13 protein-coding genes are annotated in these 12802 nt (G+C 50.8%); 8 read left to right on the forward strand and 5 right to left on the reverse strand.

What is annotated here, in order from left to right; all coding sequences use genetic code 11:
* Window positions 1–723 carry a polyphosphate polymerase domain-containing protein gene (locus KJS57_RS09210; RefSeq protein ID WP_280520371.1) on the reverse strand — a complete coding sequence of 241 codons (723 nt, stop codon included), beginning with the start codon at window positions 721–723 and terminating at the stop codon, window positions 1–3.
* Window positions 724–897: 174 nt separating this feature from the next.
* Between KJS57_RS09210 and KJS57_RS09215 the strand changes: the two genes are divergently transcribed.
* The gene (locus tag KJS57_RS09215; RefSeq protein WP_213654545.1) at window positions 898–2145 is read left to right on the forward strand and encodes a purple acid phosphatase family protein; all 1248 of its coding nucleotides are present in this window, start codon (window positions 898–900) and stop codon (window positions 2143–2145) included.
* Window positions 2146–2152: 7 nt separating this feature from the next.
* On the opposite strand, the gene KJS57_RS09220 is transcribed toward KJS57_RS09215, so the two are convergent.
* The 4 genes from KJS57_RS09220 to KJS57_RS09235 form a co-directional block, all read right to left on the reverse strand.
* A complete protein-coding gene (locus tag KJS57_RS09220) occupies window positions 2153–2698 on the reverse strand; it encodes an HXXEE domain-containing protein (RefSeq protein ID WP_211026155.1) in 546 nt (181 codons plus the stop codon).
* Window positions 2699–2715: 17 nt separating this feature from the next.
* Entirely contained in the window at window positions 2716–3297 is a 582-nt protein-coding gene (locus KJS57_RS09225) for a TetR/AcrR family transcriptional regulator (protein ID WP_213654546.1), read from the reverse strand.
* A gap of 211 nt (window positions 3298–3508) precedes the next feature.
* Window positions 3509–5284 (reverse strand): SulP family inorganic anion transporter, encoded by a 1776-nt coding sequence (locus KJS57_RS09230; RefSeq protein ID WP_213654547.1) that lies wholly within the window; start codon window positions 5282–5284, stop codon window positions 3509–3511.
* 33 nt (window positions 5285–5317) lie between these two features.
* Window positions 5318–5647, reverse strand: a complete 330-nt coding sequence (locus KJS57_RS09235; RefSeq protein ID WP_211026148.1) for an ArsR/SmtB family transcription factor — start codon at window positions 5645–5647, stop codon at window positions 5318–5320.
* Between the two features lie 209 nt (window positions 5648–5856).
* Between KJS57_RS09235 and KJS57_RS09240 the strand changes: the two genes are divergently transcribed.
* The 7 genes from KJS57_RS09240 to KJS57_RS09270 all read left to right on the forward strand — a co-directional run bounded on the left by KJS57_RS09240 (window position 5857) and on the right by KJS57_RS09270 (window position 12785).
* Window positions 5857–6183: an antibiotic biosynthesis monooxygenase gene (locus KJS57_RS09240; protein ID WP_211026146.1), complete on the forward strand. Its 327-nt coding sequence runs from the start codon at window positions 5857–5859 to the stop codon at window positions 6181–6183.
* Window positions 6184–6383: 200 nt separating this feature from the next.
* A complete protein-coding gene (locus KJS57_RS09245) occupies window positions 6384–7151 on the forward strand; it encodes an exodeoxyribonuclease III (protein WP_213654743.1) in 768 nt (255 codons plus the stop codon).
* A 318-nt stretch (window positions 7152–7469) separates the two neighbouring features.
* Window positions 7470–8348: an alpha/beta fold hydrolase gene (locus KJS57_RS09250; protein WP_213654548.1), complete on the forward strand. Its 879-nt coding sequence runs from the start codon at window positions 7470–7472 to the stop codon at window positions 8346–8348.
* A 33-nt stretch (window positions 8349–8381) separates the two neighbouring features.
* On the forward strand, window positions 8382–9158 hold the full coding sequence (locus KJS57_RS09255) for a DUF1684 domain-containing protein (protein WP_213654549.1): 777 nt from the start codon (window positions 8382–8384) through the stop codon (window positions 9156–9158).
* A 132-nt stretch (window positions 9159–9290) separates the two neighbouring features.
* Window positions 9291–10922, forward strand: coding sequence for an ABC transporter substrate-binding protein (locus KJS57_RS09260; protein ID WP_211026140.1), 1632 nt, complete (start codon window positions 9291–9293; stop codon window positions 10920–10922).
* Window positions 10923–10927: 5 nt separating this feature from the next.
* On the forward strand, window positions 10928–11935 hold the full coding sequence (locus tag KJS57_RS09265; RefSeq protein ID WP_213654744.1) for an ABC transporter ATP-binding protein: 1008 nt from the start codon (window positions 10928–10930) through the stop codon (window positions 11933–11935).
* Window positions 11928–12785, forward strand: coding sequence for an ABC transporter ATP-binding protein (locus KJS57_RS09270; protein WP_213654550.1), 858 nt, complete (start codon window positions 11928–11930; stop codon window positions 12783–12785). The genes KJS57_RS09265 and KJS57_RS09270 overlap by 8 nt, the downstream gene beginning before the upstream one ends.
* Window positions 12786–12802 lie beyond the last annotated feature (17 nt).

The raw sequence follows: 12802 nt of genomic DNA on the forward strand, positions 1-12802 counted from the left end.
TTATTGATCCTCCCAGGAATTCATTTTTAGGTATTTGCAGCAGATTACGTATTTCGAAGCCGATTGATGGCGCAGCCCGTCCATTTGCAGGGCGGTCCGGATATATTCCGGTAGGTACTCGTCATACTTGACCTCGAGAATAATGAGATGGTCGTCAAGGGCAGGAACCGGCTGGATCGACCGGTCAAAAATATCCGTTGCATGCAGCCCGGTCCGCAGCTCTTTGTCAAACGTAATCCTGACATTGCCGTTCTTGCAGACGTAAGGCTCACGCACATAGTCGACGATGACCTTGGGTCGGAGGAGATTGTGCTTCATCTCCCGGTACAATTCCATCATGAACGGCTTGTCCGGCTGATGGAGCACTTCATAATCTCCTCGTATAATGGAGTCATACATTTCCCGGGTCAACGGTTCCTTCAGCTTGGCGATGTGATCGCCCACCTTGATTTTTTTCTCAAAATGGATGATTTGATCGTCCCCGTTATAAATACGGATCCGATATTTGCGCCGGTCGCGGAACCCGCCGAGCTTCTCGGAAAGAGCCGAGCTGTCCACGTCGTCAAAATACAGACTGCGGATATGATACTCGCCGTTCCGTCCCGCATGCTTGTCATGCTGGATCAGATTTTTAAGCCTTTGGCAAAGGATGTAATATTGATGCCGGTTAATCATAAATTTAAGCTCATGGCGAAATTTAAGGTCCTTGTAGACGGTATTCAATGCTTAACACCTCACTTCTCTCTCTTTTACCGAATGCATTTATCCTAACAAGGTTTGCTGATTACTCACTTAACGGAAACTGAATATAAACTGAAAGTTTTTACACTGCGTTGACATTTGGATGCAAAAGGTAAAAGATCGTAAGAGATGAGATTACCAGGGGAGGAGAACGAGATGAGCTTAGGAAAAAGAACGATAAGCATAGGCGGGACGGTGCTGCTGGGCGTCGTTCTATTGACCGGCGTGATCGTGCTCGAAGCGTGGAGAGATCAAGGACCGGATCAGAATCCGGGATATGATGGAGCTGCTAAATCCATAGTCACTACTTTTAAAGGAGATCCGAAAACATCGCGGGCTTTTACCTGGTATTCAGAGAATGCGAATGCAAAAGGGATCTTTCAGCTGGCTGCCGGGACCGATGCGGAAGAGTTGAAAAAGAACGATGCGCTGACTTTAGAAGCCGAAACCACAGTGATCCTTGTTGGAGAAGGACAGGAGAATGCGGTTCATAAGGTGGAAGTGACCGGACTGCGTCCGGGGACTTCTTATATTTATAGAGTCGGGGATGGCACGAAGCAAGGATGGAGTGAGCCTGCCATTTTCGCGACAGAGGGTATGAATGAGACCGCCTTTACGTTTCTAAATGTCACGGATTCTCAGGGCGAAACGGAAGCGGATTTTACGCAATGGGGACGTACGTTGGAAAAGGCCTTCGAGATGTTCGGAGATGCCAAGTGGATCCTTCATAACGGGGATTTGACGGAAGAGCCGGAGGATGAGGAGGCATGGGACTATTTTTTCGGAAAAGCTGCGGCTTGGCTGCCCCGGATTCCGCTAATGCCGGTTACCGGTAACCATGACGAGGTGAAGGGAGAGTCCAAACGGTTTACTTCGCATTTCAACCTGCCGGCCAACGGGGCGGAAGATTCTGCCGCCGGAACAACGTATTCCTTCGAATACGGGAATGCTCATATCGCCGTGTTGAACACGGAATCCAACATCAAAGGACAGACGGAGTGGCTCCGGCAGGATTTACAGAACAGCGATCAGGCTTGGAAAATCGTTGCAATCCATCGCCCGGCTTATGGAGGGAACAGGTACGATAAAATCAGCGACTGGGTGTCGGTATTTGATGAGTTGGGCGTCGATTTGGTGCTGCAGGGTCATAATCACGAGTACTCCAGATCGTATCCTTTGAAAAATGGAGAAATCACTGAGCAGGGTGATGGGACGGTCTATGTGGTGACGAATGCGTCCGGATCGAAATTCAATGACAAGAAAAAGGACAAATTTTATCATGAGGTCCATTTTCAAAACGGAAAGCAAATGTTTGCAGGGATTACGATCGACGGAAATATGCTGACGTATCAAGCTTATGATGTGGACGGGAACAAGCTGGATGAGTTTGTATTACGGCATTGATTCCATCTCAGATGTTCACATTTTGATCTCTCCCTTTCAAGAGCAGGATCACTCCGAGTGGAACCAGAATCAGCATGGCGCCCAAGCCCCAAAGAAGGTCTGTGCTGCTTACGATCTGGTCGGAGAGCAGGCGATAGTAGGCGTAAAGTGAGTAAGGGAGAACCGGGAAAATTGCGGTAGCAACGCCAGGGGTGTATTGTTTCAGGAACAGTGTTTGGCCGATATGGGTGAACACATGCAGAAAATACAAGTGCAAAGCCGCCAAAAACAGCAGGTAGAAATCGAAGAAAACGGCCAGCATCGTAACGAGAACGATTAGTGAGTACACCCACAATACGTCCTTGGCGAAATGGAAGGTGTTCATTCGAAGGGACGACTGAAAGGCTCGCTTGGCGAAGCCCGGCAGCGTTTGGCTGACGCGATCTCCGTGTTTTGCGGCCCATTTTTCGACCGTCAAGATCTCTTCGAAATCGTGGAACAGGAATGTTACGGGAAAAAGCCAAAGCAGGCTTAAGAGTTCGACATGCTCGTTCAAAACGTTTAGCAGCTGCATAAGAACATCTCCTTTTTTTAATTCCTGCGATTCAAAATGCCTTGCAAAAACAGCTTGGCGGTTTGGCGGCCCAATTCCGCCGCATCCTTCTCTCCGGTCGCGCTGTAACGGTAAATCAGGCGTTCTACAGAAGCGACGACCGATTCCGCTGCCAGCTCGGGTTCCACATCCTGGCGAACGATCCCGGCTTGCTGGTTACGGATCATGTTGGAGCAAATCTGCTGCACGATCCTATCGCGGATCGATATGCCTTTCTCGGTATCAAGCAAAACGATTCGAGTTAAATTGGCGTTCTGGCCGAGCAGCGCAAACAGACCCGTGAAGGCTTGAATGACGTAAGCCTCAAGCTCCTCCGGGCTTTTCCCCGCAGCCTGACGGCCAGCATCGGTAAACGGAAGCAGCCGTTCCTCGAATTTCGCCAGCATTTCCTGAAGTATTTCATCTTTGCTTTTAAAGTAAAGGTAGAAAGCGGCTTGGGTAAGCCCGGCATTTTTGACGATTTGACTGACTGTTGTTGCATGAAAGCCTTTTTGGGCGAAAAGTTCTTCGGCGGAAGTCAGCAGTTTGCTTTTGCTTGCTTCCCCTTTGGGAGTTAGCATATGAAGCACTCATCCTTTTTATAACTAATTAGTTAGTTATAATATAATTGTCTTTTTAAATAAAGTAAAGCCCTTCCCGTTGTCTCAGTCCGTTACCGGCCTTGACATGGGAAGAGCTTTAGTTTGGATATGATTTTCGGTTCCGTTCACCGAGCAAAGCGCGCTGGGAGCATCGCGCTGCATATACGGACTTTTAGGACGGAGTGGAGACCTAAACCGGCTGTTGTCCGGAGCGTACGCGAGGCGAAGATTGGGAACCAGGCGCAGCCACATATTCACTTCCGCTGAAACCGCTGCATTCGCGGAAGGCGAAGTGGCGGCAACCCCGGCATTTTTCACCGTTCAAGGTTTTCAAGGCGTAATTCAGGGCTTCACCCGTATGTTCGAAAAAGAGTTGTTCTCCGATGACGTTCAACCCGCCCGTCTTGATGAGCAGCCTTTGGGGCTGCGGCCGGATTCCGCTGATAATAACGCTGGCACCGATTCCTTGCAGGCGTTTGATCAAGGCCAGAAAATGGGCCTCACCCGTCGTGTCCATGAACGGGACTTTGCCCATTCGAAGAATGACCGCTCTTAAATCCGGGCCGCTCTCCATAATAGAAGCAAGATCGGCAAACGTCTGCGAAGCGCCGAAAAACAGCGGACCGTCTACAGTAAAGATCGATACCTGAGGGCAGTCATGGTCCTTGGCGACTACGTGGGTCGCCACTTTCTCTCGAAGATTTTCCCGGTCAGGCAGCACTTTGTCTACGCTAAGCAGGTCGCCCATGCGTTTGATAAACAGCAGCACGGCCATCACGAGCCCGACTTCCACCGCCGTCGTTAAGGTGGTAAAGACCGTTAGCAGAAACGTTACGAGCAATATAACGGTATCGCTGGTCCGGGTTTTGAGCAGCTTGGCAAACGCTTTGCGTTCGCTCATGTTCCAGGCGACCATCATCAGGATTGGCGCCATGCTCGCCAGCGGGATATTTGATGCATAAGGCGCGAATAAAATGACAACGAGCAGCACGACAACGCCGTGGATGATTCCGGAAAAGGGCGATATCGCCCCGTTCTTGATATTGGTTGCCGTCCGGGCAATCGCGCCCGTGGCCGGGATGCCGCCGAAAAACGGCGTAACCATGTTGGCGATCCCTTGGCCGACCAGCTCCCGGTTGCTGTTATGGCGAGTTCCCGTCATGCCGTCGGCGACCACGGCCGAGAGCAGCGACTCGATGCTCCCCAGCAGGGCGATGATCAGCGCCGGTTGAAGCATCGTGCCGATCCGATCCCAAGTAAGGGAGATCGGGTGAAGCCCCGGGAATCCGCCCGGAATGTCGCCGTAGGCGGAGCCGATCGTCGCCACTTTGCCGGGGAATAGCCAGAGCGCAACCAAGGTGGAGACGAGGATGCCGACGAGGGACCCGGGTACCTTGGGAAGAATCTTTGGCGTCAGCAAAAGGGCGGCCAGACAAATGCAAGCCGTCAGAATGCTGAAGACGTTCAGGGAAGGGAGACGCAGGACGATTTCTCTCATATTTTCAAAAAAATATTCATGCCGCTCCATATTCTGAAGTCCGAGGAAGCCTGCGATCTGACCGCTGAAAATTGTTACTGCTATACCGGCTGTAAACCCGATGGTCACCGGACGAGGTATAAACTTTATCAAAGAACCCAGCCTGAGGAGCCCCATGAGAAGAAGAATAATCCCGGCGAGAAAACCGGCGATCAGAAGATTCTCGTACCCGTACTGCATAACGATGGCCAACAGGATCGGTATGAACGCGCCGGTGGGACCTCCGATCTGAAATTTCGATCCGCCAAGCAGCGAAATCAGAATCCCCGCGACGATGGTCGTGTAAAGCCCGTATTCAGGCTTGACGCCCGAAGCGATGGCAAACGCCATGCCCAGAGGTATCGCGACGATGCCGACGATGCATCCGGAAATCAGATCTTTTCGTAAAGTCCCTACGTTATAACCACTGTACCGCCCACTCCACTTCATCCTTAACCCTTCTTTTCTATAAATATGTTGATCTTATTTCTCTTTGCGGATTCCCTCCAATAACGAAATCGACTCGACCAGATGATTATCAAAAATTTGCCGGGCCACCGCCAGCAGGTCCTTGATCAGAGGATCGCGGAGCGAATAGACGACGGTCGTGCCTTCTTTTACCGTGTTGACCAGATTCTTGGCCCGAAGTACGGAGAGCTGCTGCGATACTGCGGAGCCTTCGGAACCCACGATGCTTTGCAGCTCATTGACATTCCGCTCGCCTTCGCAAAGAACCTCCAGGATACGGATGCGCATCGGATGAGCCAGCGCTTTGAAAAACTCGGCTTTAAATTGCTGCAAGCTTATGTCCATGGCATTAAGCTCCTTTCACGTTAAACGGATTGTATTTTATTATATTCAAAGGTTTGAATATATTGAATGACATACATCATAAGGCATCCTGTACCAGATAGAGAGTCCGGTTTTAATTGACAATGATAATTATTATCAACTAGAATAGAGATAGATTATATTGAATTTACGCTTGGTCGGTGTATTTATTTTGGAGGAGGCGTGGTCCCTTGTTTATCATGACAAGAACGATCTTGGTCGAAAAGGGCAACAGCGACAAAGTGGTCGCGAGATTTAGCGGAGAGGGTCCAATGGACAATATGGACGGGCTCGTTGACATCAGCGTGATGGTGAACACCAAGAGTAAAGAACAGGAAGAAGTCGTGGTCGTCATCCGCTGGGAGTCCCAAGAGGCTTGGAAGAACTGGGAGAAGAGTGACGCTCATATCCAGGGCCATAAAGAAAATCGCGGGAAACAGCCGCCGGCTTATGTCCTCAGCACAGAGGTTAAATTATATGAAGGCGAAGTCGTCAAGCGGGGCAAAGCTTACCGCTAATACCGCAGCAAGGGTGAATCAGAATCCGTAATACCAAAATTTAAATTACGATCAGCCGCTCTTACGGGCGGCTTTTTGGTATATACAGGACATCTGGCGAAGGATTTGACAGGCAATTTTAATAGAGGGTAAGATCGTTTAGGAGTAAAGCTAGAATGATAGCTTATAATGAGCAAATTACAGGTAAGGAGATAGATGATATGAAACTGGTATCCTGGAATGTCAACGGCTTAAGGGCCTGCGTGACTAAAGGGTTTTACGATTATTTCAAGGCAGTGGATGCGGATATTTTTTGCTTGCAGGAAACCAAGCTTCAGGAAGGGCAAATCGGATTGGAGTTAGGCGAAGAGTATGGACAGTATTGGAATTACGCCGAGAAGAAGGGATATTCGGGAACGGCCGTGTTTACCCGGGTTAAACCGTTATCCGTCCGCTATGGCATAGAGGAAGATAGTGAGCCGGAGGGCAGAACGCTGACCCTGGAGTTCGAAGACTTCTACCTTGTCAATGTTTATACGCCGAACGCAAAGCGCGACCTGGCCCGCCTCGATTACAGAATGGAATGGGAGGATCGCTTCCGCGGCTACTTGCAAGAGCTGGACAGCCGTAAACCAGTGATCGTATGCGGAGACCTCAATGTCGCCCATCGTGAAATCGATTTGAAGAATCCCAAGTCCAACCTTGGAAATGCAGGTTTTACGCCGGAAGAGCGGAATAAGATGACCAAATTGCTGGACGCCGGTTTTGTGGATACGTTCCGGCACTTTTATCCTGACCGGGAAAATGTGTACAGCTGGTGGTCTTATATGCCTAAGGTACGGGAGCGGAACGTGGGCTGGCGCATCGATTATTTTCTGGCTTCTTCCCGGCTGGCACCACAATTGGTAGACGCCCAAATTGATTGCCATGTGATGGGTAGCGATCATTGTCCGGTCATCCTGGAGGTCGAATTTCAGGCTCAACCATAATAATAGAGAATAGATTCCTGTTTAATAGGTACGTCCTTCTGCCGTTGGAGAAACGGAGGAGGACGTTTTTGCTATAGACGGGACAATAAGGAAATCGTTTTATAATAGTTTTCTATTCCTCAAAATCCTTTTATAATAAGAAGGTTGTAGTCAAAAAGTGAAATGCACTTGGATGTGTGCCAATACGGCAGAAAATGGATGAATCCCGGCTAATTGACAAAGGATAGGACTGGGCATATCATTTACTCTATTAACCTGATTTGATTAATGCGATTAACAATTCCCGGGACAGGCGGGATACAAAGTATGAGTTAAAATATGAAGCGAAAGTTGAGTGTGTATATGTTTGCAAACATAAATGGTACCCGTATTTATTTTGACGTTGAAGGGTCGGGCTATGTGCCCGAAGGGGAACGGATGCGCCATAAGCCTGTTCTGTTCGCGATTCATGGAGGACCGGGCAGCGATCATGCCGATTTCAAGCCGTGGCTGACGCCGCTTGCCGAGACAGTTCAAATCGTCTATATGGACCTTCGCTGCAACGGGCAATCGGAACGGGTTGATCCCGCTACCTGTACGCTGGAGCAGCTTGCTGACGATATTGAAGCGCTCCGCAACTATCTCGGCTTTGGGCGAATCCAACTGGTGGGCCATTCCTTCGGCGGAATGGTGGCGCAAGTGTTCGCTACGCGTTATCCCGACTCGCTGGACAAGCTGGTACTGCTGTGCACGGCGCCGAGCCGCGAGTTCTATCCGGCAGCAATGGACTTCGCCCGGAAGATTGCCACGCCGGAGCAGCTTAGCGTGATTCCGGAGCTGTTTGAAGGTCGGATCGAAGACGAAGCCCATCTGATCCGTTGGTGGGATGTTTGCTACGATCTCTATTTTCATGTCCGGGATGAAGAGATTATGCGGGAAACTGGAAACCGTCCGATCGGCTCGATGGAAGTGGCGAACTACACGTTCAAACACTTTATTCCATTGTATGATGTGCGTCCGCAGCTGCCTGATCTGAAGGTTACGACCTTGATCATCGGCGCGCGCCATGATTGGGTGACACCTGTCTCGCAATCGGAGGAGATGTATAAGCTGTTGCCTAACTCCCGACTTACGGTGTTTGAACACAGCGGACACATGCCGTTCATTGAAGAGCATGATGCTTTTATTTCATTATTAACCGGCTTTGTAACGGAGTAAGTTGGAAACTTTACAGCAAATGAGGACTGCAAAATGACAGAGATCGAGATATGGAGAGAGGAACGCCGGCGTTCGGTCATTGAGTTTCATGGCGACTTGGCGCTGATCGGACTGCACACCATTTATGAACCTATGCACGTAGAAGGGATCCCTGGACTTTGGGCACCCAAAGCGGCAGGGGAACAGGGGCTGACACTTACGGCTCAGGCATCTGACGGGATCACCCTGAACGGAGCACTCGTTGAGGGAACCGTTTCGATGGAGGCTGATCATACGGTGGTGCGCTTTTCAGAGTCGCTGACAGCGGTAGCCACAACTCAGCCGGGGTCCGATCATTTGCTTGCCATTTACGATTCGGAAGCTGAAGCGATCCGGCGGTTCGAGGGTATTGCCAATTTTCCATATGATCCCCGTTGGGTATTGGAAGGCCGGTTTATCGGTCAGGATGGGGAGCGGACGATGGCATTTGCCCATGTAGATGATGCGCAAGGGAATGTGCGTCACCATCAATCTCCCGGAGACATTGCTTTTTCCTATGAAGGAAACACCTATACGATGACTCCGTTTAAGTCGGGAGATGTGCTGATTCTGGTATTTGCGGATACGACGAACGGATTGACAACTTATGGACTGGGCCGGATGCTGGTGGTCCAGCCGGATGAAAGCGGGAAGGCGATCCTTGATTTTAACCGGAGCTTTTTGCCTCCATGTGCGTTTTCTCCTCATTTCAATTGTCCGTTTCCGCCGCAGCAGAACCGGCTGCCCTTTGACATAAATGCCGGGGAACAGAAGGTATTGACACGGGAATAACACAAATGTACGCTTATAGCGACAAAATACGACAAATTCATTGACAAACTATTTAAACGGCTCAATACTTATAAAACATAGTAGTTTAATATGAATTGAAATTGAAATTAAAACAGCAAAGGGGTGCACAGCGTGAAATCAAGATTTTTTTCGACAAAAAAATTTCTGGCAGTGACTTTAATATTGGCACTTGGAGTGCTATCCGCCTGCGGAAAAAGCAATACAGGCAATACGGGCGGGAACGGAGCCGCCTCCGAGAGCGGGAAGAAAACGGTAAACATCGGGGTTACCTATTCTCCTAACACCTTGAACCCGCTTTATCCGGTGGGCCTGGTTTCCACTTATGTGACCGGACTTTTGTTCCAGCCGCTGGTGGATATCGATGAGGATCTGACATTCAAGCCGATGCTCGCCGATTCGATCGAAACGGCCGATAATAAGACTTTTACCATCAAGTTGAATGAAAATGCGAAATGGACGGACGGCACGCCGGTAACGGCGGATGACGTTATTTTCACGCTGAAGCTGATGAGTAACGCCAAGGTGGCATCCACCTATGCGTATATGTTTGCCATTCTGGAAGGCCTGGACGACACAGGATATTTGCCGGAGGGCAGTGAAGAGATTTCCGGCGTGAAAAAGGTTGACGACCACACGCTGACAATGACGACGAAAGCACCGACTACGCTGACTATTTTTCAAGATACGATCGGCCGCTATTTGCTCACTGTTCCTCAGTCGGCACTGAAAGACGTCGCTCCGGAAAATATCAATAAGAGCGAGTTCATGCAAAAACCGACCGTAACCAACGGTCCGTTCAAGCTGGTCGAGTACAGCCGCGATCATTTTGTGCAGCTCGAAGCCAACAAGGATTATTTCAAAGGGGCACCGAAGATCGAGCAGCTTAATTTCAAAGTGATGCAGCCTACCGCGATTTCCGCTCAATTGCAAAGCGGAGAGATCGATATGAACATTCCTTCGGCCGGCGTCATTCCGATCGGGGATTACGATAAAATCAAGGGTCTTAAAGGTCTTACAACCGTAGAAGGTCCGGCGATTGCAACTCAATTCATGTATATTAATGAAAAGTCGGTGCCGGATGCCAAACAGAGAAAGGCGATTTCTTACGCGATTAACCGCGAAATGATCGTGAATAACTTGCTGAAGGGTTCGGGGGAAGCCGTGAGCGGATTTTTCACCAGCTACAGCCCTTATCTGGATGCCAGCGTGAAGCCGGATGCGTATGATCCAGAGAAAGCCAAGAGCCTCTTGCAGGAATCGGGCTGGGATTCGGGCAAAACCCTTACCTTAACCGTGTTGTCCGGGGACAGCACGCTGGAGCAGGCGGCTAACATTATGGCCGAGAACCTTAAAGCTGCCGGCGTCAACGTGAAAATTCAAATGGCGGACTTGGCTACCCTGGTCGATAAAATCGTGAAAATGGAGTATGATCTCGGCATTTTGACCGTATCCATGACCCCGGTGAACCCGCTGCCGGACGTAGCTTACTTCCTGCAAACAGGCAATCCGAACGGATACAGCAACGCGAAAATCGACGAATTGCTGGCATCGCTGTCAGCTGAAACCGATGAAGCTAAAATCAAGCAATACTATAATGAAATTCAACAAATCGTTGCTGAAGATGTACCGATGCCTTCGATTTACGCAACCAAAGCACTCGGCGCCATCAATGACCGGGTTACGGGAGCGAAGCCTAAAGACTTCGGCATGTTTATCAATGTAAATGAATGGGATGTCAAGTGAGTGAGATGAACGAACTGCTCAAAGTGGATCATCTGCGGGTCGCGTTTGACAGCGATCGGGGAGGAACCGTGGGGGTAGATGATGTAAGCTTTCGCGTCATGCCGGGCGAAACGCTGGCTATCGTGGGGGAGTCGGGCAGTGGCAAAAGCGTCACTGCCCTGTCCATCATGCGGCTGCTCGGCGGCAACAGCCGGGTTGAAGAAGGCCGTATCATGTTCGACGGCCGGGATCTTCTCGAGCTGGATGATCCGGGGATGCGCAGCATTCGCGGCAATCAGATCTCGATGATCTTTCAGGAGCCGATGACTTCGCTGAACCCGGTTCTGAGTATAGGCTTCCAGATGCGCGAAGCGATTATGCTTCATATGGGGCAAAGCAAAAAAGAAGCCCATGCCACGGCTATTCGCATGCTGGAGAAGGTCGGGCTGCCACGGCCCGAGAAGATGATGAATGAATATCCGTTCGCTTTGTCGGGCGGCATGCGCCAGCGCGTTATGATCGCGATGGCCCTGTCCTGCAAGCCAAAGCTGCTTATCGCGGACGAACCGACCACGGCGCTGGACGTAACCGTCCAGGCCCAAATCATGACGCTGATGCAAGAGCTGTGCCGGGAAGCCGGCGCGGCTATTCTGCTCATTACGCATGATCTTGGCGTCGTTGCCGAAATGGCCGACCGGGTCGTGGTCATGTATGCCGGACAAGTCGTCGAGGAGGCGGATGTGTTCGAGCTGTTTGAACAGCCGAAGCATCCGTACACACAGGGGTTATTGAAGTCGATCCCGCGGATCGATGCGGCGAATGACGAACAGTTAGAGTCGATTCCGGGCGCAGTACCGGCTAGATACGAGTCGATTCCGGGCTGCCGCTTCACGAATCGCTGTCCATACGCCACCGATCGGTGCGCAAAGGAAATGCCGCTGCTGTCGGCAACAGGGGAAGACCACTTCACGCGCTGCTGGGAAGTCCGGCGGGCGGAGAACGGACTACGGGAGGAAGAGGATAGCCATGCATAATCCGAAGGATCCTGCTGTACCCTTGCAACCGCTGCTCGCGTTGGAAAACCTGAAAAAATATTACCCTGTCCGCAAAGGGATCATTAACCATACCGTCGATCATGTTAAAGCTGTGGACGGAGTCGATTTGACCATTTATCCGGGGGAGACGCTGGGACTGGTAGGCGAATCAGGCAGCGGCAAGTCCACGATCGCCAAGCTCATCGTCGGGCTCGAGACGCCGACGGAAGGACGGATTCTGTTCGACGGGCAGGACATTTCCCGGCTATCGCCGCGCGAAATGATCGGTCTGAGATCGGAACTGCAAATCGTGTTTCAGGATCCGTATTCTTCGCTGAATCCGCGTAAACGGGTGGGCGATCTGCTCGCCGAGCCGTTAAAGGTGCATCGGATCATGCCGGCCAAGGATATTTCCCGGGAAGTGGACCGGCTGCTGGAACTTGTCGGACTGCCGAAGAATAGCCGGGGCCGCTATCCGCATGAATTTTCCGGCGGCCAGCGCCAACGTGTCGGCATTGCGCGTGCGCTCTCTCTTAAGCCCCGTTTGGTCGTATGTGATGAGCCTGTTTCCGCGCTGGACGTTTCGATACAAGCTCAGATTTTGAACCTGCTCAAAGAATTACAGCGTGAGCTCGGTCTTACTTATTTGTTTATCGCGCATGGACTGGGAGCGGTCAAATATGTGAGCGACCGAATTGCCGTTATGTATTCCGGGAAAATCGTTGAAACCGGGAAAGTGGACGAGATTTTCCGGGAACCGAAGCATGAGTATACTAGAACGCTGCTGGACGCCAGTCCGATTGCCGATCCGCGCCAGAGAAACAAGCGCCGGGCATTCCACTCCCATTGATGAAGATCCGAGGTGTT

This window comes from Paenibacillus vini (genome assembly GCF_018403325.1).
GTDB classification, from domain to species: domain Bacteria; phylum Bacillota; class Bacilli; order Paenibacillales; family Paenibacillaceae; genus Fontibacillus; species Fontibacillus vini.

Bases quoted from the DNA above. Each gene is read 5' to 3' on its own strand.
- KJS57_RS09245 (WP_213654743.1), top strand. From the start codon at position 6,384: ATGAAACTGGTATCCTGGAATGTCAACGGCTTAAGGGCCTGCGTGACT.
- KJS57_RS09235 (WP_211026148.1), bottom strand. From the start codon at position 5,647: ATGGACATAAGCTTGCAGCAATTTAAAGCCGAGTTTTTCAAAGCGCTG.
- KJS57_RS09225 (WP_213654546.1), bottom strand. From the start codon at position 3,297: ATGCTAACTCCCAAAGGGGAAGCAAGCAAAAGCAAACTGCTGACTTCC.
- KJS57_RS09230 (WP_213654547.1), bottom strand. From the start codon at position 5,284: ATGAAGTGGAGTGGGCGGTACAGTGGTTATAACGTAGGGACTTTACGA.
- KJS57_RS09270 (WP_213654550.1), top strand. From the start codon at position 11,928: ATGCATAATCCGAAGGATCCTGCTGTACCCTTGCAACCGCTGCTCGCG.
- KJS57_RS09265 (WP_213654744.1), top strand. From the start codon at position 10,928: ATGAACGAACTGCTCAAAGTGGATCATCTGCGGGTCGCGTTTGACAGC.
- KJS57_RS09215 (WP_213654545.1), top strand. From the start codon at position 898: ATGAGCTTAGGAAAAAGAACGATAAGCATAGGCGGGACGGTGCTGCTG.
- KJS57_RS09220 (WP_211026155.1), bottom strand. From the start codon at position 2,698: ATGCAGCTGCTAAACGTTTTGAACGAGCATGTCGAACTCTTAAGCCTG.
- KJS57_RS09255 (WP_213654549.1), top strand. From the start codon at position 8,382: ATGACAGAGATCGAGATATGGAGAGAGGAACGCCGGCGTTCGGTCATT.
- KJS57_RS09250 (WP_213654548.1), top strand. From the start codon at position 7,470: ATGAAGCGAAAGTTGAGTGTGTATATGTTTGCAAACATAAATGGTACC.